23 protein-coding genes are annotated in these 19,391 nt (G+C 65.1%); 9 read left to right on the plus strand and 14 right to left on the minus strand.

Annotated features, from left to right (window positions below; translation table 11 throughout):
- Window positions 1–13: 13 nt before the first annotated feature.
- Both L0U83_RS27570 and L0U83_RS27575 read left to right on the plus strand, forming a co-directional pair.
- Window positions 14–742, plus strand: coding sequence for an SDR family NAD(P)-dependent oxidoreductase (locus L0U83_RS27570; RefSeq protein ID WP_233887317.1), 729 nt, complete (start codon window positions 14–16; stop codon window positions 740–742).
- 54 nt (window positions 743–796) lie between these two features.
- Window positions 797–1,612, plus strand: a complete 816-nt coding sequence (locus tag L0U83_RS27575; protein WP_233887318.1) for an IclR family transcriptional regulator — start codon at window positions 797–799, stop codon at window positions 1,610–1,612.
- Window positions 1,613–1,633: 21 nt separating this feature from the next.
- Here the strand turns inward: L0U83_RS27575 and L0U83_RS27580 are convergent, their stop codons facing one another.
- The 4 genes from L0U83_RS27580 to L0U83_RS27595 form a co-directional block, all read right to left on the minus strand.
- Window positions 1,634–2,068, minus strand: a complete 435-nt coding sequence (locus L0U83_RS27580) for a phosphate-starvation-inducible protein PsiE (protein ID WP_110383817.1) — start codon at window positions 2,066–2,068, stop codon at window positions 1,634–1,636.
- A gap of 103 nt (window positions 2,069–2,171) precedes the next feature.
- Complete coding sequence (gene dapA, locus L0U83_RS27585; RefSeq protein ID WP_233887319.1) at window positions 2,172–3,050, minus strand: 4-hydroxy-tetrahydrodipicolinate synthase; 879 nt, start codon at window positions 3,048–3,050, stop codon at window positions 2,172–2,174.
- Between the two features lies 1 nt (window position 3,051).
- A complete protein-coding gene (locus tag L0U83_RS27590; RefSeq protein WP_233887320.1) occupies window positions 3,052–3,384 on the minus strand; it encodes a hypothetical protein in 333 nt (110 codons plus the stop codon).
- 99 nt (window positions 3,385–3,483) lie between these two features.
- The gene (locus L0U83_RS27595) at window positions 3,484–3,825 is read right to left on the minus strand and encodes a hypothetical protein (protein ID WP_233887321.1); all 342 of its coding nucleotides are present in this window, start codon (window positions 3,823–3,825) and stop codon (window positions 3,484–3,486) included.
- A gap of 42 nt (window positions 3,826–3,867) precedes the next feature.
- Here L0U83_RS27595 and L0U83_RS27600 point away from each other — a divergent pair, with 42 nt between their 5' ends.
- The 4 genes from L0U83_RS27600 (at window position 3,868) to L0U83_RS27615 (ending at window position 6,717) form a co-directional block, all read left to right on the plus strand.
- Window positions 3,868–4,434: a putative universal stress family protein gene (locus L0U83_RS27600; protein WP_233887322.1), complete on the plus strand. Its 567-nt coding sequence runs from the start codon at window positions 3,868–3,870 to the stop codon at window positions 4,432–4,434.
- Between the two features lie 50 nt (window positions 4,435–4,484).
- The gene (locus L0U83_RS27605; RefSeq protein WP_233887323.1) at window positions 4,485–4,841 is read left to right on the plus strand and encodes a hypothetical protein; all 357 of its coding nucleotides are present in this window, start codon (window positions 4,485–4,487) and stop codon (window positions 4,839–4,841) included.
- A gap of 161 nt (window positions 4,842–5,002) precedes the next feature.
- Window positions 5,003–6,286, plus strand: coding sequence for a sensor domain-containing diguanylate cyclase (locus L0U83_RS27610; protein WP_233887908.1), 1,284 nt, complete (start codon window positions 5,003–5,005; stop codon window positions 6,284–6,286).
- A gap of 44 nt (window positions 6,287–6,330) precedes the next feature.
- Entirely contained in the window at window positions 6,331–6,717 is a 387-nt protein-coding gene (locus L0U83_RS27615; protein ID WP_233887324.1) for an MAPEG family protein, read from the plus strand.
- A 75-nt stretch (window positions 6,718–6,792) separates the two neighbouring features.
- Here the strand turns inward: L0U83_RS27615 and L0U83_RS27620 are convergent, their stop codons facing one another.
- Window positions 6,793–8,157 carry a pyridoxal phosphate-dependent decarboxylase family protein gene (locus tag L0U83_RS27620; RefSeq protein ID WP_233887325.1) on the minus strand — a complete coding sequence of 455 codons (1,365 nt, stop codon included), beginning with the start codon at window positions 8,155–8,157 and terminating at the stop codon, window positions 6,793–6,795.
- 33 nt (window positions 8,158–8,190) lie between these two features.
- Complete coding sequence (locus L0U83_RS27625; RefSeq protein ID WP_373321118.1) at window positions 8,191–9,450, minus strand: MFS transporter; 1,260 nt, start codon at window positions 9,448–9,450, stop codon at window positions 8,191–8,193.
- Between the two features lie 118 nt (window positions 9,451–9,568).
- Between L0U83_RS27625 and L0U83_RS27630 the strand changes: the two genes are divergently transcribed.
- The gene (locus L0U83_RS27630; RefSeq protein WP_233887910.1) at window positions 9,569–10,015 is read left to right on the plus strand and encodes a winged helix-turn-helix transcriptional regulator; all 447 of its coding nucleotides are present in this window, start codon (window positions 9,569–9,571) and stop codon (window positions 10,013–10,015) included.
- A 58-nt stretch (window positions 10,016–10,073) separates the two neighbouring features.
- On the opposite strand, the gene L0U83_RS27635 is transcribed toward L0U83_RS27630, so the two are convergent.
- From L0U83_RS27635 to L0U83_RS27655, 5 genes are all read right to left on the minus strand, one after another.
- Window positions 10,074–11,474 carry an amidase family protein gene (locus L0U83_RS27635; RefSeq protein ID WP_233887326.1) on the minus strand — a complete coding sequence of 467 codons (1,401 nt, stop codon included), beginning with the start codon at window positions 11,472–11,474 and terminating at the stop codon, window positions 10,074–10,076.
- Window positions 11,475–11,512: 38 nt separating this feature from the next.
- Window positions 11,513–12,703 carry an MFS transporter gene (locus tag L0U83_RS27640; protein ID WP_233887327.1) on the minus strand — a complete coding sequence of 397 codons (1,191 nt, stop codon included), beginning with the start codon at window positions 12,701–12,703 and terminating at the stop codon, window positions 11,513–11,515.
- A 148-nt stretch (window positions 12,704–12,851) separates the two neighbouring features.
- Window positions 12,852–13,640 carry an alpha/beta fold hydrolase gene (locus L0U83_RS27645; RefSeq protein ID WP_233887328.1) on the minus strand — a complete coding sequence of 263 codons (789 nt, stop codon included), beginning with the start codon at window positions 13,638–13,640 and terminating at the stop codon, window positions 12,852–12,854.
- Window positions 13,641–13,691: 51 nt separating this feature from the next.
- Window positions 13,692–14,039, minus strand: coding sequence for a DUF4148 domain-containing protein (locus L0U83_RS27650; RefSeq protein WP_233887329.1), 348 nt, complete (start codon window positions 14,037–14,039; stop codon window positions 13,692–13,694).
- Between the two features lie 269 nt (window positions 14,040–14,308).
- A complete protein-coding gene (locus L0U83_RS27655) occupies window positions 14,309–16,177 on the minus strand; it encodes a cytochrome c biogenesis protein DipZ (RefSeq protein WP_233887330.1) in 1,869 nt (622 codons plus the stop codon).
- A 316-nt stretch (window positions 16,178–16,493) separates the two neighbouring features.
- Between L0U83_RS27655 and L0U83_RS27660 the strand changes: the two genes are divergently transcribed.
- Window positions 16,494–17,057 carry a thioredoxin family protein gene (locus tag L0U83_RS27660; protein ID WP_233887331.1) on the plus strand — a complete coding sequence of 188 codons (564 nt, stop codon included), beginning with the start codon at window positions 16,494–16,496 and terminating at the stop codon, window positions 17,055–17,057.
- A 49-nt stretch (window positions 17,058–17,106) separates the two neighbouring features.
- Here L0U83_RS27660 and L0U83_RS27665 read toward each other — a convergent pair whose 3' ends face one another.
- Window positions 17,107–17,847: a class I SAM-dependent methyltransferase gene (locus L0U83_RS27665; protein ID WP_233887332.1), complete on the minus strand. Its 741-nt coding sequence runs from the start codon at window positions 17,845–17,847 to the stop codon at window positions 17,107–17,109.
- Between the two features lie 99 nt (window positions 17,848–17,946).
- On the opposite strand from L0U83_RS27665, the gene L0U83_RS27670 reads away from it, so the two are divergent.
- Window positions 17,947–18,357: a GFA family protein gene (locus L0U83_RS27670; protein WP_233887333.1), complete on the plus strand. Its 411-nt coding sequence runs from the start codon at window positions 17,947–17,949 to the stop codon at window positions 18,355–18,357.
- A 25-nt stretch (window positions 18,358–18,382) separates the two neighbouring features.
- Here the strand turns inward: L0U83_RS27670 and L0U83_RS27675 are convergent, their stop codons facing one another.
- On the minus strand, window positions 18,383–18,790 hold the full coding sequence (locus L0U83_RS27675) for a GFA family protein (RefSeq protein WP_267939527.1): 408 nt from the start codon (window positions 18,788–18,790) through the stop codon (window positions 18,383–18,385).
- 51 nt (window positions 18,791–18,841) lie between these two features.
- Window positions 18,842–19,381 (minus strand): cytochrome P460 family protein, encoded by a 540-nt coding sequence (locus tag L0U83_RS27680; RefSeq protein WP_233887335.1) that lies wholly within the window; start codon window positions 19,379–19,381, stop codon window positions 18,842–18,844.
- Window positions 19,382–19,391: the final 10 nt, after the last annotated feature.

Here is a 19,391-nt window from a genome sequence, read left to right on the forward strand (position 1 = left end):
CGCACTACGCATCATGACATTCAAGGACAACTTTCTCGCGGGCAAGGTCGCGCTCGTGACCGGCGGCCACTCCGGCATCGGCGCGGCTATCGCCAACCGGCTCGCGCAACTCGGCGCACGCACGACGGCGGCTGGCCTTCCGCCCCCCGCCGGTACACCCGACGCGCTCGATACCGGCGTGCAGCGCGCCTCGCTCGATGTGCGTTCGAGCGAAGACGTGGCGCAACTGATGGGTGGCTTCGAGAGGCTCGATATCGTCGTGAACTGCGCGGGCGTGATCAGCCGCGGCGAAGAGCATCAGATCGAGGCGTTCGAGCGCGTGCTCGACATCAATCTCAACGGCACCATGCGCGTGTGTACGAGCGCGCGCGAGTTGCTCAAGGCGTCGTCGGGCTGCATCGTCAATACGGCCTCCATGCTGAGCTTTTTCGGTGGCGGCCTCGTGCCGGCCTATAGCGCCAGCAAGGGCGGCGTGGCGCAGCTCACGCGCTCGCTCGCCATTGCCTATGCGCCCGACAATATCCGCGTGAATGCACTCGCGCCCGGCTGGATCGCCACGCCCCTCACCCAGGCGCTGCAGGACGACGGTGGCCGCTCGCAGGGCATACTCGAGCGCACGCCGATGAAACGCTGGGGGCAGCCCGAGGAAGTCGCGAACGTCGCCGCGTTTCTCTGCTCGCCCGCCGCTTCGTTCATGACGGGCGCGATCGTGCCCGTGGACGGCGGCTATCTCTGCGCCTGATGCCCTGGAATTGCGGGCATAATGGCGCCACACATGGTGCCCGCAAGCTTTCCGATGTCGACCACTGATTCCCCCGCCTCCTCCCAACCCGGCGACGCCAAGGGCGTCGCGGGCACGGCCGCCTTTTCGAAGTTCATCGCCGTGCTTCAGCTCATTGCCGACGCCAGCACGCCGCCGAACATCGCGAAGCTCGTGGCCGCGAGCGGCTATCCGCGCCCGACCGTGCATCGCATCGTTGCCGCACTGCAGGCCGAAGGGCTAGTCGCGGCCGTGGGCGGCGGCAATACGTTCGCGCTCGGGCCGCGTCTCGTGAATCTGGCAAGCCGCAGCTGGGAGCGCTCCGACCTGCGCATCGCCTCCGTCGACGCCCTCATGGAACTGCGCAACGTCACCTCGGAAACGGTGCACCTCGCCGTGCCCAGCGACGGCGCAATGGTGTACATCGAAAAGCTCGAAAGTCCGCACGCCGTGCGCATGGCCTCGCGTATCGGCACGCGTGTGGCGATCACGTCGAGTTCGGTTGGCAAAGCCTGGCTGGCCACACTCACGCCTGCCGAGCGCGAGCCGCTGATTGCGCAGGCGCCGCGCGTGCGTTTCACCGAGCATACGATGACGGACCTCGGCGCGATCCGCGACGAGATCGAACTCACGGCGCAACGCGGTTATGCGGAAGACCGCGAAGAAAACGAGCAATCGATCTGGTGTTACGGCGCGGCGATTCTCGGCGCCGATGGCCACGCCGTGGGCTGCGTGAGCGTCAGCATGCCGATGTTCCGCCGCCAGGACGATGCGCAACGCAGCTACATCGAACCGCTGCTCGCCGCATGCCGCACGATCGCCGCGCGGCTTGGCCCGGTTTGCGCGCGGTAGCGCAACAACCGCCGGGCTCGCCTACTTCGCCTCTTCCACACGCCGCTCGTCAGTGTTGCTGGGGTATTTCGCCTGCCCGAAGCGAATGATCAGCACGCCCAGCGCGATCAGCACGATCGCGCCCGCTGAAGCCAGCAAATGCAGCTCGGTGTTCGCGCCCGCGCGCAGGATGAGGTCCCGCGCAATCGACACCATGGCGATATAGAGCGGGAAGCGCACCGGCAGCTGGCCCGCCTTGAGATACTGCCCGACCATGGCGAAGATCTCGAGGTAGAGAAACATCAGCAGCAGGTCGGTCAGCGTCACGCCATCCGACTGCACCATGCGCCATATCAGCACGCCCATGGCCGCCACGGTGCCAATGCCGATGATCAACAGGCCGAACAGTTCGGCCAGCTCCATGGCGCGCTCGAGGCGCCCCTTGATCGCTCGTTGCAGAGCGTTCTCGTACTTCATCTTTGCGGTTTCCCCATGACACGGTAGGGGGATAGTAGCGCGACAAGATGAAAGTTCGAAAATGCGCAAAAAAATCAGCGCGGATCGAGCCCGTAAAGCGCAATCAATGCGGCGGCGCGACGGCGCGCAGGTCGTCCAGCACGGCGCGCGCGAATTCGAGTTGCGTGACGAGCGCGGGTGAAGCCGTGCGGATCGGCATACGCGATTCGGGCGACAGGGTGCCGTCGAGCGCCAGCATGGCCTTGATCGCACTCGGGTTCGGCGCGGCGAACAACAAGCGCAGCACACTCTTGAAGCGCGCGAAAAGCCGGCTCGCCGCCTCGCCGTATCCTGCCTTCACGAGCGAGCGCACATCGCGCAGCAAGTCCGGGCAAATGTGTGCGCTCGCGAGTATGCCGCCTGTGGCACCCGCTTCGAGACATTCCAGGAACGCTTCGTCAGTACCGCAAAGCATCGAGATCGGCAATTGCCCCAGCGCCTTGAAGCGCTCGCTCGCGCAAGCCTTGATCGCCACGATATTGTCGATTTCCGCCAGTTGGCGCACCGTTTCGACTTCGATCGATACACCTGTGCGATGCGGAACGTCGTAGAGCACCAGCGGCTTCGACGTGGCACGCGCGATCTGCCCAAAGTGCCAGGCAAGCCCCGCCTGGTCCGGGCACACATAGTACGGCGCGGGAACGAGAAAGCCTGCCACGTTCCACTTTTCCAGCGCGCGCAGATCCTGAACGAACGCACGCGTGTCGCTGCCGCCCAAGCCCGCGATCACCGGCACGCGGCCCGCGGCCACCTCCGTGATGGCCCGCAGCACACTCACGCGTTCTACGTCGCTCAGGAGCGCGGCCTCCCCGGTCGTGCTGAGCGCGACGATTCCTGTCACGCCGCGGCTCGCGTATTCGTCCGTGAGGCGCTCCAGCGCCTCGATATCCACTTCGCCATTGCGCAACGGCGTGACGATGGGCAACCAGATTCCTTCGAACATATCAGGCCCCCTTGTTGACGGTGCGCGGGCGCAACGCGCCGATCGTGGCCTGCGGCACGCTGGCTATCAGCGTATGCATCGTGAAGTCGATGTCTTCGGGCGCGATATCGAGTTGCACGCGCATGGCGCCGCGCACGAACGAGGTTTGCGCGACGTAGACGCCAAGCGGGGAATGAAGCAGCGCGGTGAGATGGGCTCGTGCGCCTTCCTCAGTATTCGCGGTGAGCATGACTTCGAGCCAGACACGCGGGGCCCGCAACGGGACGACCTTCGCACGCGGGCGCTCAAACGGCGCCGCGATCTCGAAACGGGGGATGGGATTTGCGCAAGCCATGAGATTTGAATTGCCATTCGCAGGTTGTGAACACAACTTCAGCGTATTACCGAACGCGTAAAGGCGGTGTTAAAAATAGCAGCCCTTGTTGTGTAAATTTCAAATGCTTTGTGCGAGCTGGGGATTCAACTCCAGATGCAGCACGACGAGCCAGCGGCGTGGGCACGCGTTGGCAATTTCCAGTTGCGTTGCGTGCGCGCCGCCGGTCCGCGCGGGTCCGATGAATCCTTGCTTCTTTGCCGCGGCCCATGCGGTCCGCGCATCGGTCACCAGCCAGTTGCTCACGAGAAAGCACGTGATGCAGCTGAAGATCACCGTCTCGAAGTCCGAAATGCCCGGATCGATTCGTTGGGTAACGTAGCCGAACACGGCGGTCAATATCTGGTCCACGGAAAACGTGAGAAGCGCGAGCTTCAGCCAGCCTCGAAAGCGCATCGGCATGATCAACGGAGAACCACGGGATTGAAGGGCGGGTGACAAAACATGGCAATGCCTCAAGCGGATTCGACGCGCAAGTGTAGGCGTGGCGTTCTTCGTCGCACAAGAAAAAATGCCGTAAACAAACACCGCATTTACACGCGGGCGGCCGATCTTTTACGGCTTATTTACACGCCGTTCGCTACGATTCTTCTGTTGCGAAATCTCTCAGGCCAGTTCGTGTTGAAACTCCTCATCCCCGTCTTCGACCACCACGGCGCAGCCGAAGCCGCTCGCCACAGCGCGTTTCTTTTCGCCGAACGAGGCATGGTGGAGGTCGAGGTCGTCGAAACGACGCACCGCGCTGGCAGCGACCACGCTGCGCGCACGCGCAGGCGACGGCGCACGCGCGACATGCTCGACGCCACCTGCGCGATTCTCAAAGACGCAGGCGTGCCGTACCGGCTGCGGCACGCTGCGGGGCCCGCAGAGCGCAGCATCGCGGCGTGCGTGGAATGCGGTGGCGCGGATATCGTTCTCGTGGACGCAAGCCATCTCGGCTTTCTGCGTAAATGGATGATGCTCGCACGGCTCAGGCGGCTTTGCAGTGTGCCGGTGACCTTGTTGCATTGACTGCGCATCACGCCCGACAAATGCGCAAACCCTCTTCGCCCATCCGCCGCATGTTCCAGGCTGTGCGCGCTACTAGCCCGCAAAAACGCGCCTTGCTTCGCGTCTGCGCGCTCATCCTCCTGATCAATCCGATTTTGACCTCGGCATTCGCGTTTTTCGCCTTTTCGAATCACCCGGATTTCGCGCTGGGGCTGACGGCATTCTTCTGCTTCATGTGCTGTACGCTGCTTGCCGTCTGGATACGCTCAGACGCGCGGCATGCGTGGTCGCGAGCACGAGAGTCGGGCTTCGTTCAGCCGGCCGCCATTCGGCCCGGGCGCGCTGTGCGCGTGTCGAGCGCTTGTCCTGCCCGGTGGCTGGTCGTGCTGCATGTGGAATTGCATGGAGGCGTCGTGGCGACGCGGTAGTTCCACACTGTTCGTGTCGGAGACTTTGGTGAGCTACCGCGCAAAACCTGCATACATCGACATGTTCGAGAACGTGCGGCGTGCGACATTGCCCTGCCGCCCCCGCGCAATGCGGACTACTATATTGTCAGTGTATTGGGCTACCCGGCAAAGGAGGCTCGATGGCTGACTGGTCGAACATGATGCGGGATTTCGTCGACGAAATCGCTGCGAGCGTGGCCATGATCGGCCGCGACGAGCGCGGACAGTTCGTCGTTTCGGCCTGCAACGATCATTTCATGCGGATGACGGGCGGCAGGCGCAGCGCGATCAAGTCATTCCCGGCGTCGTTCGATGCGCTCATTCCCAATTACGCGAGAACCGAATTCCGCCAGAAACTGACCGACTGCTTTGAATCCGGCGTTGCCCGGGAACTCGAGCAAGCCTACGACCTGAGGGACGGAACACACTGGTGGCGCTTGTCGTTGAAGCCGATCCGCCACGCCGAAAACGGAGTCTCCGTGCTCGAAATCATGGTGACGGGCCTGGAAATCACGACGAAGATGCTGCTCACGCACGAACTGGAAGTCAGCACTTCGCGCTTTCGCTCCGTCGTCGATGCGGCCTACGACGCGATCATCACGATCGACCAGCAGCATTGCATTACGCTGTTCAACCGCGCCGCCGAGAACCTGTTCGGCTACTCCGCCACGGAAATGCTCGGGCAGCCCATTACCGAGCTTCTGCCCGAGCGCTACCGCGCCAATCATTCGCAATACGTCCACCAGTTCGCGCGTTCGCCCGTGCGCTCCCGGCAAATGGACGAACGCAACCGCGTTTATGGGCTCCACCGCGATGGGTCGCTATTGCCTGTTGAAATCGCGATTTCGAAGATCAACGTTGGCGGGCTGATCGAATTCACCGCCGTCATTCGCGATATCGCCGATCGCGTTCAATTGATGGACCTGCTGCAGAAGCAGGCCGTGACCGACGAGCTGACCGGCCTGCCGAACCGCCGTGAATTCACTGACACCGTCGACGCGCTTCTGGAGTCGGACAATACGCTCTCCGTCTTCATTCTCGATATCGATTACTTCAAGAAGATCAACGACAGCTACGGACACGACATTGGCGACGAAGTGCTGCGCGTCCTGGCCAAGGTCGTGATGAACTCCAACTGCCGCATCGGCGTGTTTGCCCGCTGGGGAGGCGAGGAGTTCGTCGCTGCGCTGCCTGACGCCGATATCGGGCAGGCACGGGCGGCAGCCGAGGAATTGCGCCTCGCAATCGAGCAGCAGAAGTTCGAACACACCTGGCGGCTAGGCAAACCCGTTCCATTTACGGTGAGCATTGGCGTGACCGAGCGCCAGCCGGGCGACCGCGACTTGGGTCAACTCATCAAACGCGCGGACCTCGCGCTGTATCGAGCCAAGGACAACGGACGCAACCGCGTGGAAATCGGCTAGCCTACGCCGCAATCGCATCGCCCCGTCTCGCCAAGGAGCCTCTCATGGACAGAATTGCGCTGGCCTGCGCGGCCGTGCTGGGTCTTTTGCTGTTTGGCCTCGGCGTAACCATCTCCTTGCTGCGCTTTCGCGAAGGCACGCTCTCGGGTTGCGCGCCAGATCCGGCTAGCCTGCTGCACAAGTTTGTTCGCGCGCACGCGAACACTGCCGAATATGTGCCCTTCCTGGCCGTGCTCTTTCTCTATCTGGGCGCACGCTCGCCCTCGCCTGCAACGCTCGCGCTGATCGTGGCGGCAACCCTCTGCCGGTGCCTTCTCGTTGTCGGGCTGATCGCGTTTCCATCGATGGCGAAGCCCAATCCCGCTCGATTTCTCGGCGCGCTCGGCACTTACGCTGCCGGCATCGCGTTGAGTCTTGCGTTGCTGCGTTGAGTCGAGTGTGGCCAACTGGCCGCCGCAATGCTGCCTCCTACGCTGTGCGCGCAAAGCTTTGCATTGCGGTGTTCACTACGGCGCACACAAGTCACCGCGCAGCGATGCCAGCAGTTGCACGAGCGCCTCGATGTCCTCGTCTCGCGTGCGCCACGACGACACGCTGATCCGCAACGCGGGCCGCCCTTGCCACGTCGTACCGCCGAACCACGTTTCGCCAGAGGCCTGCACGGCGCTGCGCAGCGCCTGCGTTTGCGCGTCCGTTTCGCAGCGGAACAGCACCTGATTCAGCACGACCCGGTTGAGCACCTCGTAGCCCAGGCGCTCGAGTTCCGCGCCGATGCGCCGCGCCTGCGCGTGATGACGCTCGATCATGGCCGCGACACCGCCGCTGCCCAGCGTGCGTAGCGCCGCCCACACGGGAATGCCACGCGCGCGGCGCGAGAACTCCAGCGTGAGGTTCTTCTGCGCGTCCGCACTCGCGGACAAATAGGCCGCGTCGCTGTTCATCGCCTCGGCCAACGCCGTTGCATCGCGGCAAATGACCATCGCGCAGTCGTACGGCGTATTCAGCCACTTGTGCGCATCGGTCGTCCAGCTATCGGCCCCTTCGATGCCCTCGCACAACGCGTTCAACCCGGCCGACGATGCCGTCCGCGCCCACAGGCCAAACGCGCCATCGACATGCACCCACGCGCCAGCGTCCCTCGCACGCGCAATGATCGGCGCAAAAGGGTCAAATTCGCCGGTATTCACCTCGCCGGCCTGCAGGCAGAGGATCGTGCGGTCGTCGAGCGGCGGGAGTCGCGCAGCATCCACGCGCCCATAGGCGTCGACGCTCGCATAGACGATGCGATCCAGCCCGAAGCCCAGAATGCGCAGCGCCTTCTTCACCGTGATGTGGGCGAGTTCCGAGACCACGACCTTGATCTCGGGCGCGCCCATCAGCCCCTGGCGGTCGAAATCCCAGCCTTGCCGTGCAAGCAGCGCTCGCCGAGCGGTAGCGAGCGCGCCGAGCGTGCAGGCTGTGGCGCTGGTGCCGAAGCCCACGGCGCTCTCGCGCGGCAGGTCGAGCGCTTCCAGCACCCAGCGGCCCGCGACGCGTTCCACCGTGGCGGCGACCGGCGAGTTGTCGAACGTTGAGGCGCACTGATCCCACGCCAGCATGAGCCGTTCTGCCGCGGCTGCCGCCGGCAGCGCCGCGCCGATCACGAAGCCGAAATAGCGCGGGCCATTCGAAGCCGTAGTCGCCGGCGAGCCTGCACGGTCGAGCAAAGACAACGTGTCTTCGGCGGGCAATCCGCTTGTGGGCAGCCGCTCGTCGAACTCACTGAGCGCCGCGATGGCCTCGTTCGAAGGGAAAACACGCCGCGTGGCGTTTCCTTCGACGTAGCGCAGGCCGCGTGCGTCGGCATCCGCCAGTAGTTTCAGTTCATCCATCCAGACCTCCCGGTTCGGTTTTCCATTCAGTTGTCAGTTCGACGTTCTGGCGCGCGAGGCCGTGCGCGGCATGCTTCGCACAGTGACGATCCAGAACACCAGCGCCAGCAAACTCACGGCCACACCCAGCTTGCACACGCCATGCCAACCCGCCACGGCAAACGTCGCCGTCGTGCCAATCGCGCCAAGCCCGCTGCCAACCGCATAGAACAGCATGTATAGGCTCACGAGCCGGCTATGCAGTTGCGCGTTGCTGCGAAAGATCAGGCTTTGATTGGTCACATGCAGCGCCTGGCCGCCAAGATCGAGCAGAACGATTCCAATCAACAGCATCCATAGCGAGTGTCCCAGCATCGAGAGCGGCCACCACGCCAGCAATAAAAGCGCCAGCGCGGCAGCACTGGTGCGCTGGCCCCAACCACGGTCGGCCCATTGTCCCGCGCGCGCGGCGGCAAGCGCACCCGTCGCCCCGGCAAGGCCGAAGGCCCCGATCGCCGTGTGAGAAAAATTGTAGGGCGGCGCGCTCAATGGCAGCACCAACGCGCTCCAGAAGATATTGAGCGTCGCGAACATCAGCAGCGCGAGCATGCCGCGCGTCTGCAGCACGCGATCCGAGCGCAGCAACACGAACATCGAGATGATCAGTTGTACATAGCTCATCGTACCTGGCGCGCCACGCACAAGCGTCGGAAGCCGACGCCACAGCAGCACGGCAAGCGCGAGCATGACGCCAGCGGAACAGCCATACACGCCACGCCAACCGGCAAGATCGCTCACGCCGCCTGCGAACACGCGAGCCAGCAGCAAGCCAATGAACACGCCACTGCCCGCTGCGCCCACCACCCGCCCGCGCTCGTCAGGCGCGGCGGCGGCGGCCGCGTAGGCAATCAAACCCTGCGTCATGGCCGTGCCCAGCATGCCGACGCCCAGCATGCCGGCCAGCAGCACCGCTGCGGACCGCGCGAGGCCGACCACAGCCAGCGCGCCCACCAGCGCCAGCAACTGAACGATCATCAGGCGGCGGCGTTCCACCCTGTCGCCCAGCGGCACGAGCAGCAGCAACGCCAGCGCGCAACCGGCCTGCGTCGCCGTGACCACGCCGCCAACGGCGGCGCGGGTCAGCCCGAAATCGCGCGCCAATGCGTCCAGCAAGGGCTGCGCATAGTAGACGTTGGCGACGCTCAAGCCGCTAGCCGCCGCGAACAATAGTACGAGGCCGCGCGGCATCGGTGCGCGCGGCGAGACGCAAGCGCGGCGGACCGGCGGTGCAAGCGCAATGGGATCTACGTCCATGTCACTCAATCCAGTTTCAAAACAAAACCGATTGAATAGTATGCCGACTGGTTTTAAAATGCAACTACGTGAAGCGTACGCGTTTCGTCGATGCGTACTGGCAAAAGAGGAAATCCCCATGGCAAGCCGCAAAACCATGAAGAAGGAGACCTGCCCCGTCGCGCGTTCAGTGGACGTGATCGGCGACCGGTGGTCGCTGATGATCCTGCGCGATGTCTTCGACGGCATTTACCGCTTCGGTGACATTCAGCGCAATCTGGGTGTGGCGCGCAATATTCTGTCCGGCCGTTTGAGCCATCTCGTCGATGCCGGCATACTCGAAACACGGCCTGCCTCCGACGGCACGACGTATCAGGAGTACGTATTAACGAAGAAAGGGGAAAGTCTCTTCCCCGTCATCGTCGCCCTTCAGCAGTGGGGCGAGCGCCACTTGTTTGAGCGCGGCGAGCGGCATTCGTGGTTGATCGACAAAGCAACGGGCAAGCCGTTGCTCTCCATGTTTCCGCAGACCCGCGAGGGGCACGCGCTCACACCCCACGACACCGTGGTCAAGAAGCCCACTTGATGGGCTTTGCCTGATTTGTCGAAGCGGATGCGATGGTCAGGCGCCGCGCCTGCCCTCCTCACATGGCCGGGTCGATCGGCGAAGGCGGCGCGCCGCGTTCTTCGATCGCCTTGCCGGCCAGCAGACACAGGTCCTCGCGGAAGTGCCCGGCGACGATCTGCACGCCCACCGGCACGTCCCCCACCATGCCCGTCGAGACGACGAGTCCCGGCAAGCCCATTGCGGGCAAGGCGCGCATGGTCAGCTGGGCATCCCACACGCGCTGGAATCCCGCCGCGCCCTGCATGTCGAGGTTATCGGGGAACGGCAGTTCGCCCGACACCGGAAGCAGCAGCACGGGATACTCCGAGAGGAAAAGGCGCCATGCGCGCGTGAGCGTCGTGCGGCGCACCAGCGACGGCACCACCACGTTCTCGGGCATCGCCGCGACCTTGGCGCGCATGGCATCCACCACGGCCTGCGCTCCCGGGTCGCCGTCACGCGCCACGGCGTCGGCGAGCGCCGGGAAACCGTCGCCGAGCCACAGGCGCTCCTGCACTTCGCCGGCGTCACGCAAAAGCGGCACGTCGTCGATCTGCTCGACCGTCCAGCCTGCGTCGGCAAGCCGGCGGCCGGCGTCGAGCAAGGCGTCCTCCACGTCCTTCGTGATGCTCATGCCGCCCGGACGCAGGCAGAGCGCCGCGCGCCGGGGCACGTCGGGGCCGATGAGCGGCGCCGGTGCCCACCAGGGGTCGCGCAGGTCGGGCGCCGCAAGCGCCGCGAGCGCCACGCGCAGGTCCTCGACCGTGCGCGCCATCGGACCCGCGCCCGACATCATCTGCGCGCCGATCGGCCGCTCGGGCGACGACGCGTTGAACGCCGGCACACGCCCGATGCTGGGCCGCAAGCCGTGCACGCCGCACGCATACGCGGGGTAGCGCACCGAGCCGCCGATGTCGGTGCCGAGCGCGATATGCCCGATGCCGGCCGTCACCGCCGCCGCCGCGCCGCCACTCGAGCCGCCCGGCGTGAGCGACGCATTGCGCGGGTTCTTCGTATGCCCGTGCACCTGGTTGCTCGTGAACCAGCGCAGCGCGAAGGTCGGCGAATTGGTGCGGCCGAGCAGCACCGCGCCAGCGCGCACGAGGTTCTCGATGGCGGGGCTGTTCACCTGCGCGATCAGATCCTTTTGCAGACGCGTGCCGTTGGTCGTGGCGAAGCCCGCCTGGTCGATGTTGATCTTCGTGGTGACGGGCACGCCCGCCAGCGGCCCCGGGTCTTCGCCGCGCGCGATCGCGGCGTCGATCTTGTCGGCCTGATCGAAGACCCATTCGGGCCGATAGTCGATCACCGCGTTGATGAGCGGATTGACGGCTTCGAGGCGCTCGAGCGCGGCTTTCGCGGCCTCGCGTGCGGACACCTCGCGCGCGCGAACCCGCTTTGCGAGTTCGGTTGCGGTTAAACGCCATAGTTCAGTCACGATCCCTCCGGTTCGTTGGCAAATTGAGAATGAGTGGGTCAGGCGCTTGCCGATAATGTCTCGACACGCTGCCTGTCGCGCAGGACGGCCAGCGCGAGCGCCGCCAGACCGCACGCCGCGATGAGCGCGAGCAGCGCTGCGCGGCCGCCGTGCACCAGGACCCAGCCGCCGACGGCCGGAAACCCGAACGCCCCGACGAAGTACGCCGCGACGAACCACGTGAGCGCGGCGCGGCGGTGCGCGGCAACGGAGTCGTTGACGGCCTGGAGCTGGACGATCGGGTACGCGAGCCCGTAACCGGTGCCGAGCAGCACTGCGGCCGCCGATTGAAACAGCACGTGAAACGGCACGACGAACATCGCCGCGCTGCCGAGCACCATCATCGTGAGCAGCACTTTTGTCGCCGTTTCGGAGCGCAGCTTGATGACCACGCGTGCGAGCAGCCAGCGCGTGGCGATGACCGTCACCGTGTACACGCTGAAGAAGGTGGTCGCTTTCGCCTCGGTGCCTTGCACGAGCGACATCTGGAATGTCATGAGGCCCGAGAACACGCAGCCGCCGAGCGCAATGATGACGATGGGATACACCGCGCGCGTGCGGGCGATCACACCCACCTTCAGGAGCCACGGGTCTGGCGAGGCCGGCTCTGGCGCCGCGGACGTGGCGCGCACGTGCGGCGCAAGGCGGCCGAACAGTTCGAGCAGAACGGCCGCCAGCACGCACAGGCCGCCGATCGCGTAGAGCACGCCGCCAAGCGGCATGCGCCAGAAGCGGATCGCAAACCCCGCGATCGCCGGGCTGCCGCCGATGCCCGTCATCTGCATGGTGGCGAAGCGCAGGAACCAGAGGCCGCGTTCGGCGTCGTTCGTGCGCTCGGCGAGCGCCATGGGGGCGGCGAGGCAAAACGCGCCCCAGCCGAAGCCCACCAGGAAGCCGGGCACGACATCGAAGCTGCTCACGTGCTCGACGAGCGCGAAGCTCACCACGCCCGCCCCCACGCAGAGCGCCGCAAGCGCCGCCATGCGCGCAGCGCCCACATGCTGGGCGACCCAACCCGTGAGCGAGACGCCCACGAAGGTGCCGAGGGCGGCGCCCGCGAGGGCCACGCCGGTGTTGATGTCGTTGCCGCCGATGGCGTGCACGCGCATGGAGAACAGGAACGTCGCGCCATAGCCTGCCGATGCGAGCAGGACGCCGACGAGCATGATGAGGGCACTGAATGGGCGCACGGCGGGACTTCCGGACGATGACGGAAGTGTGCAGATTATCAGTCCCTGTGCCCAGCGCTGCATTCAGGTGCTCCTCGGGTGCGATGACGATGGCATGCGGTCAGCCGGGCTGTGGAAGCGCCTCCACCGCCCGGCCGTCACGGGCGAGTTACTTTGCGTCCTGCTGTGCGTGCTCCGCCGCGTCGATGATCGCGTCGGCCACCGCCTTCGGCTGGCTCAGCATCGAGACGTGGCTGCCGTTCACGCGCGTCACCTTCGCGCCGATGTGCTTCGCCATCGATTCCTGCAGTGCGGGGTCGATCATGCGGTCGCGCGCCGTCACGACGAAATACGAAGGCTTGTCATGCCACGCGGCCTGCGTGACCTTCTGCGAGAGGGCGCCGCTGAACCACGGGCCCTGGGTGGCCGCCACGACACGCTGCTGCGCGGCTGGCAGGTCGGGCGCGAAGTCCTGGCGAATCGCCTTGTCGGAGAGCGTCAGGTAGCCCGCCGAGTCCTTCTGCAACTCGCTCGCCCACGGCGCGTCCGGCTGGCCCTGCGTGATATCGGCGATCGACTGGCCGTTGTCGGGTGCAAAAGCCGCCACGTACACGAGCGACTTCACCTTCTCGTCGTTGCCCGCCTCGCTGATCACGACGCCCGCCCACGAGTGGCCGACCAGCACCACCGGGCCCTTCTGCTGCTCGATCACGCGCTTCGTCGCGGCCGCGTCGTCGGCGAGCGAGCTGAGCGGATTCTGCACGGCGACCACGTGCAGGCCGCGCGCTTCGAGCAGCGGAATCACGCGGCTCCAGCTGGAGCCGTCCGCGAACGCGCCGTGCACCAGCACGACGTTGGTGCCCTTCAGATCCTGCGGCGGCGCGGCGTGCGCCGCTTGCAGCGCGAACAGGCCTCCGAGGAGCGCCACGGAAGTGAAAATCTGCTTGATCGAAGCCATCGTCGTTCTCTCTTCTTTTATCGGGTCGTTCGGTTGGTCGGGAAGGACCTATTACGAATGCGCGTAGATCGGGCCGAGGCCGGGGACATCGTCCTGCGGGGCGCGCGCGGCGTTAGCGTCGCGATGCGGCGCGCCCGATGCGGACGACGCGCCCGCCACGCCGCCATACGACGACGAGGTGGCTTGCTGGGCGACCTGCGAGGCTTCCACGCGGGCCAGCGCCGCCTGGATGTTGCGCGGGTATTGGGTTTCGTCGGCGGCTGGGTTGTAGCCAGCCTTCTGCAACTGCACGAGTTCGGCGCGCACCTGCGCACGGGTGACGGGCTCATTCGACTGCGCGAACGAAAGAACCGGGGCGGCGACGAGAGCAGCAAGGGCGAGGAGCTTGAGGGCTTTCATGACGTTCTCCAAAGGTGAGGTAGACAGCGGTCGGGTTCAAATCGGGTTGCCGTTCAGCGCGAGTGGTGTATCGAGCTGGCGTAGGTGTATTTGAACGCCCGGATGTATCTGCCGTGTTTCCATTTGGGGCGCGGTTTGCGTATCAACGTGTCCCGATTGCGCGCAGATACATTGCGCTACAAAAAGCCCCATGAAACGTGGCGCGGGCCGCAACGCAAAAGCCGCCGGGCCCGCGAGGGCACGGCGGCGTGGCATGGGGTTGCCGCGTATCAGCCGAACGTGAAGCTGTAGACGTGCGCGCCCGGGTCGAGAAAGCGGATCTCGAAGGTGTGATCCCCGATGCGGCCGGACTGGCGCACGAGCTGATAGAGGCGCGCGCTGGTGGCGACGCCGGTGCCGTCCGCCGCGACATCGGCGCCATGCGCGGCACCGGGCGGCGCGCCGTCTATGCTGATGCGAAAGCGCACGGGTTTGCCGTCGGCGGTGGGCGCAAGCACCAGATGCAGGTCACGCGCATGGAAGCGATAGGCAATGCTCGCCTGCGGCGCGCCCGCCACGGCGGACTCGGCGCCCACGTTCCACTGCCCGCCGAACGCCCACTGGTTCAGGCCGAGCTGCCGAGGCACGGTGTAGGCCGCGGCCGTATCGCCCTGCACGCGCTCCGCGTTCGCATTGCCCTGCGCCTCGCGATACCCCACGTACGTTTCGCCCGAGCCGATGTCGCGCGGGTCCGCCGGCGCCAGCGCGCCGCTCGCCTGCGGTGCCTGCGGCGTAGCCGTGGGCGTGGGCGTGGCGCGGCCGTTGTCGGCCAGCAGTTGCTGGATCGCTTGCTCGGCCTGTGCGTAGTCCCCTTCGCCGAAGTGGTGATAGCGGACCCGGCCCTGCGCATCGACGAGATAGAACGCCGGCCAGTACTGGTTGCCGAAGGCATTCCAGATGCGGTAATCGCTGTCCACGGCAACGGGATAGCGGATGTTCAGGTTGGCCAATGCGCGCTTGACGTTGCCCGTGTCATGCTCGAAACCGAACTCGGGCGTGTGCACGCCAATCACGACGAGGCCGTCGTTGCGGTAGCGCTCGGCCCATGTCTTCAGATACGGCAAGGTTCGCAGGCAGTTGATGCACGAGTAGGTCCAGAAGTTGACCAGCACGACCTTGCCACGCAGCGCTTCGGGCGTGAGCGGCGCGGAATTGAGCCACGCGGTTGCGCCATCGAGCGCCGGCAGGCGGCCTTCCACCGGCAGATCGGCGGCGGGCGCTGGGGCCGGCAGCGACACGCGAACGATGCGGGCAGACTGATCCGCTGACTGCGAGGCCAACTGCGGAGCCGGGCTTGACTGCGCCTCTCGGACCACACGAGGCGCCGGTTCTGCGCGCTTTGCGTGACTCGCCTGCTTCGTTTGATTCGCGGCGGGCGCCGCCAGCAAATCGACGAGACGCGCTTCCACGCCGTTGGTCGGCGCACCTGGCACGAGGGCGAGCAAGCGCGTATCCAGGCCCAGCGCGATCGCGCCGACCGTGAGGAGCACGAGGGCCCCCATTGCGCGCCGCACATGCTCGCCCACGCCGAGCGAGCGCTTGAGCGCGGCCATCGCGCGATGACCGAGACCCGCCACCACCGCGAGCGAACTGGCGGCGCCCACGGCATAGGCCGCGAGCGCGGCCCAGGTCTGCCAGGTCACGCCGTGGCGGGCCGCGCCGGTGATGATGAGACCGAGGATCGGCCCGGCGCACGGCGCCCAGAGCAGCCCCGTCGCGGCGCCGAGCAGCACGGCGGAGCCGATGCGGCGCGACGCGCCGTCGTCCTGCGAGCGCGCCATGAAGCGGTCGGCAAGCGCCGTGAGCGGCCCCGAGAGGCGCGTGGAGAGCGCAGGAAAGAGCAGCGCCGCGCCGAACAGCGCGAAGAGCCCGAGCGCGATCCAGCGCCCGTACTCGCTCAACTGCGCCGCGCCGTTCAGGCCCGCGGCGCCCAGACCCGTGAGCAGCGCGAACGTGAGCGCGAGCCCGAGCAGCATGGGCAGGCGGCCGGTCAGGAAAGGCTCTTCGGAACGCGCGAACACGAACGGCACGACCGGCAGGATACAGGGGCTCAGGACGGTGAACACACCGCCCACGAATGCGATGACGATGAGTAACATGAGTTCGGTCTCCAGACGAATGTCGGCGGACTTGCCATGTGGCGTATTTCAGCGCGGGCATGTATCCGGGGAATGTCCGGAACGCGTGTGTCGTGCATCGTCATGTATCGAGAAAGCGGTTTGATACATGCCGATACAAACGTGCAGCGGCGCGCGAGACTGTGGACGCTCAGTGAACTCGCTGTGAACGATTTGTATCTCTACGTATCGCGCCCCGGCGGCGACACACTACGTTTCAACAGTGCCGCCGTGGGGACACGAGCCAGATACGTGGGAGCGTTCCAATACGCTCGTCGTCCACACAAGGAGAACCCTCATGATCTCTCGTCTCAAGATTGCCGCTGTTGCCGTCGGCCTTGCCGCCACAGCCGGGCTCGCCGCCTACGCCTCCGGCGAGCAGCCTTCGGTCGGCTCGGCCGCGCTGCAAACCGGCGCGCAGGCGCCCAACTTCACCGGCATCAACAACTGGCTCAACAGCCCGCCGCTCGACCTCAAGCAGTTGCACGGCAAGGTCGTGCTCGTCGACTTCTGGACCTTCGATTGCATCAACTGCGTGCACACCATCCCGCACATCAAGGAGCTGGACGCGCGCTATCGCGACAAGGGTCTGGTGGTGGTCGGCGTGCACACGCCCGAGTATTCGTTCGAGCGCGACACCGGCAACCTGAAGAAGGCGATCAAGCAATACGGCATTACGTACCCTGTCGCGCAGGACAACGGTTACGCGACGTGGAATGCCTACGGCAACCAGTACTGGCCGGCGGTTTATCTCATTGACCAGAACGGCAAGCTCGTTTATACGCACTTCGGCGAAGGGGATTACGCGCAGACCGAACAGAAGATTCGCGATCTGCTGGGCATCCAGGGCAAGCAAGGATGATGGACTTGCGCCGCCGCTCCGGGTTCTGGGGCGGCGGCGATCACACGCGCTATGTATTTGCCGAGACCAGCAGCAGCATCGGGCGTTCAAGTTCCTCCGCCAACGACGGCGTTTGCCGGACCTGCTCGGGCGTCGGCGCGAATTCATTCACGCGCTGGATGCGAAAACCCGCATCGATCAGCGTGTTCAGCGTAGTAGCCAGCGTTCGATGGTATTTCAGCACGCCCTTGACGAACCAGTTGGTGCGGCGTTCGCCTTCCATTGCGTAGCCGTTGACAGGCCAGGTCTTGCGGCCGCGCTGGTCGACCGCGTCGCCGCTGATCCAGTGCGGGTTCGCCGCCGCCATGTATACCGGATGCTCGATCGTGAAGACCAGTTGGCCAGCATTTGCGAGCGCGCCGCGAAGCGTGCGCGCGAGGCCGCCGAAATCGGCCACATAGTGAAAGGCCAGTGCGCTGTACACGAGGTCGAAGCGCTGATCAGGCAGGCTCAGGGTGTCGAGATCGCCGATACGGTATTCGATGGCCGGGTCTGCTGTATCCGCCCTCGCGCGCGCGATCATGCTCTGCGAAATGTCGATGCCAAGCACTGACGCCGCGCCCTGCTCGCGCATCCAGCGCGAAGCCCAGCCAAAGCCGCATCCGAGGTCGACCACGCGCTTGCCGCGCAGGTCTGGCAGCAGCGCGCGAATGGCTGGCCATTCAGGCGCGCCTTCGAGCCCCAGCACCTGGCGCGGAATCTGGCTGTAGCCTGCAAAGAATTCCGGATCGTCGTAGATGTTTTGCGCCATGTTTTTCCCTTCTCGTGCTCGAGTAACGTGAGCGACTATACGTGTACTACACGCGTACCATGCGATATTCCGCATCCACCCGAAAAAGGAAGAAGGCCAATGTCGAATGCCTGGAAAGGCCGCTGCCTGTGCGCAGCGGTGCAATACCACGCTCGCGGCGCCGCGCTGACGCAGCTCATTTGTCACTGCCGCGATTGCCAGCGCGCTTCAGGATCGGGCGGATTGCCTGTCGTTGTCGTGAGCGCCGCCGAATTCTCGTTCGAAGGCGAAATCCGGTCGTACACGATAACCGGCGGCAGCGGTATGCCGACCACGCGAAATTCGTGCGCGCATTGCGGCAGCCTGCTCTTTGGCACACCGCAGCATGCGCCGGATATCGTGACGATCTACGCTGGAACGCTCGATGAACCCTCACGGTTCCATGCCGAATTCGTTCAGTTCACGTCTGAACGACATACGCTCGACGCCCGCGAGCCCGGCATTGCTCAATATTCGGGACGAGAGCCCTGAGGCAGCGCCGTCTCGTTGAAGACACTCAAAGGTGCCGCGTTTCCCGAGGCGGATTGCCCCAGTCATTCGCGAGACCATTGGCATAGGATATCGGTGCATTCAAGGCTTCGTTCAAGTCGAAGTCGTCGATGCACATGATATTCACGTTGATGTAAGGGTAGCCCGTTCCGTTCGGCATATCGATGCGGTCGAATACGTGCACGCCGCAGTGCTTGCAAAACGGATGATGGGCTACCGGATTTTTCCCTTCGTAGTGCGTAAGCTCGCTTTCGCCCGAAAGTAGAACGAAGGCTTCCGGGCGGACCTGCACGAGCCAGAGCCGGAGTTTTCCGCAGAAGCTGCAGTTGCATTTTCCCGTGCCCTTGCCGAAATCGATCAGGGCTTCGAACTTCACCGACTGGCAATGGCAACTTCCACGGTATGTCCGCTGCATGAGGCGCTCCCGATCAGTTTGAAGACGACTGCGGGATTATGTCACCGATCATCAAGGCGCAAATCGCGTGAATACGTAGTCGCGATCCTTCACCTTCGAAGCGTGGCATGCAAAACAGGTTTGATGCTGCGCCAGGTCGGCAGGCACGCCATTGATGAAACGCCCGTACCCCCAGCCGCCCGTAGACGCATAGCGGCGCGAGTCCTTCACCATGACCTGCACGGTCGTGGGCTGGCCCGGCACCGTGGCCGGTGCGAAATCATCGGACTGCTTACGCTTGTACGCAAGCTTCACGAGAATCGTGCCGTCGGGATACGGCAGCGTCGAATTCTCGATGGCCTTGATCGCAACCGGATTGCCGAGCACCACGCGCAGTTCGTCGAGCGGCGCGGCCTCCTCGGCCGGCGCGATCATCTCCCACTTGCGGTAGCCGGGTGGAATCGTCACGCCGTAGATCGGCGAAGCGGCCTGCCCGGGCACTTGAGGTTGGGCTTGCGCGTCTTGGCGGGCCCATGCGGCGGGACCCTGCGCCAGACTCGCGAGCAGCGCGCCCGCGAGGAGCGCGCGATGCCTGAAAAAACGTGCTTGCATCGCGGCCCCG

Origin of the sequence: Paraburkholderia flagellata (assembly GCF_021390645.1) — a bacterium.
In the GTDB taxonomy this organism is placed as follows: Bacteria; Pseudomonadota; Gammaproteobacteria; order Burkholderiales; family Burkholderiaceae; genus Paraburkholderia; species Paraburkholderia flagellata.

Coding starts and splice junctions, on each gene's coding strand:
- L0U83_RS27570 (WP_233887317.1), top strand. CDS start 14: ATGACATTCAAGGACAACTTTCTCGCGGGCAAGGTCGCGCTCGTGACC.
- L0U83_RS27575 (WP_233887318.1), top strand. CDS start 797: ATGTCGACCACTGATTCCCCCGCCTCCTCCCAACCCGGCGACGCCAAG.
- L0U83_RS27580 (WP_110383817.1), bottom strand. CDS start 2,068: ATGAAGTACGAGAACGCTCTGCAACGAGCGATCAAGGGGCGCCTCGAG.
- dapA (WP_233887319.1), bottom strand. CDS start 3,050: ATGTTCGAAGGAATCTGGTTGCCCATCGTCACGCCGTTGCGCAATGGC.
- L0U83_RS27590 (WP_233887320.1), bottom strand. CDS start 3,384: ATGGCTTGCGCAAATCCCATCCCCCGTTTCGAGATCGCGGCGCCGTTT.
- L0U83_RS27595 (WP_233887321.1), bottom strand. CDS start 3,825: ATGCCGATGCGCTTTCGAGGCTGGCTGAAGCTCGCGCTTCTCACGTTT.
- L0U83_RS27600 (WP_233887322.1), top strand. CDS start 3,868: ATGGCAATGCCTCAAGCGGATTCGACGCGCAAGTGTAGGCGTGGCGTT.
- L0U83_RS27605 (WP_233887323.1), top strand. CDS start 4,485: ATGTTCCAGGCTGTGCGCGCTACTAGCCCGCAAAAACGCGCCTTGCTT.
- L0U83_RS27610 (WP_233887908.1), top strand. CDS start 5,003: ATGGCTGACTGGTCGAACATGATGCGGGATTTCGTCGACGAAATCGCT.
- L0U83_RS27615 (WP_233887324.1), top strand. CDS start 6,331: ATGGACAGAATTGCGCTGGCCTGCGCGGCCGTGCTGGGTCTTTTGCTG.
- L0U83_RS27620 (WP_233887325.1), bottom strand. CDS start 8,157: ATGGATGAACTGAAACTACTGGCGGATGCCGACGCACGCGGCCTGCGC.
- L0U83_RS27625 (WP_373321118.1), bottom strand. CDS start 9,450: ATGGACGTAGATCCCATTGCGCTTGCACCGCCGGTCCGCCGCGCTTGC.
- L0U83_RS27630 (WP_233887910.1), top strand. CDS start 9,569: ATGGCAAGCCGCAAAACCATGAAGAAGGAGACCTGCCCCGTCGCGCGT.
- L0U83_RS27645 (WP_233887328.1), bottom strand. CDS start 13,640: ATGGCTTCGATCAAGCAGATTTTCACTTCCGTGGCGCTCCTCGGAGGC.
- L0U83_RS27650 (WP_233887329.1), bottom strand. CDS start 14,039: ATGAAAGCCCTCAAGCTCCTCGCCCTTGCTGCTCTCGTCGCCGCCCCG.
- L0U83_RS27655 (WP_233887330.1), bottom strand. CDS start 16,177: ATGTTACTCATCGTCATCGCATTCGTGGGCGGTGTGTTCACCGTCCTG.
- L0U83_RS27660 (WP_233887331.1), top strand. CDS start 16,494: ATGATCTCTCGTCTCAAGATTGCCGCTGTTGCCGTCGGCCTTGCCGCC.
- L0U83_RS27665 (WP_233887332.1), bottom strand. CDS start 17,847: ATGGCGCAAAACATCTACGACGATCCGGAATTCTTTGCAGGCTACAGC.
- L0U83_RS27670 (WP_233887333.1), top strand. CDS start 17,947: ATGTCGAATGCCTGGAAAGGCCGCTGCCTGTGCGCAGCGGTGCAATAC.
- L0U83_RS27675 (WP_267939527.1), bottom strand. CDS start 18,790: ATGCAGCGGACATACCGTGGAAGTTGCCATTGCCAGTCGGTGAAGTTC.
- L0U83_RS27680 (WP_233887335.1), bottom strand. CDS start 19,381: ATGCAAGCACGTTTTTTCAGGCATCGCGCGCTCCTCGCGGGCGCGCTG.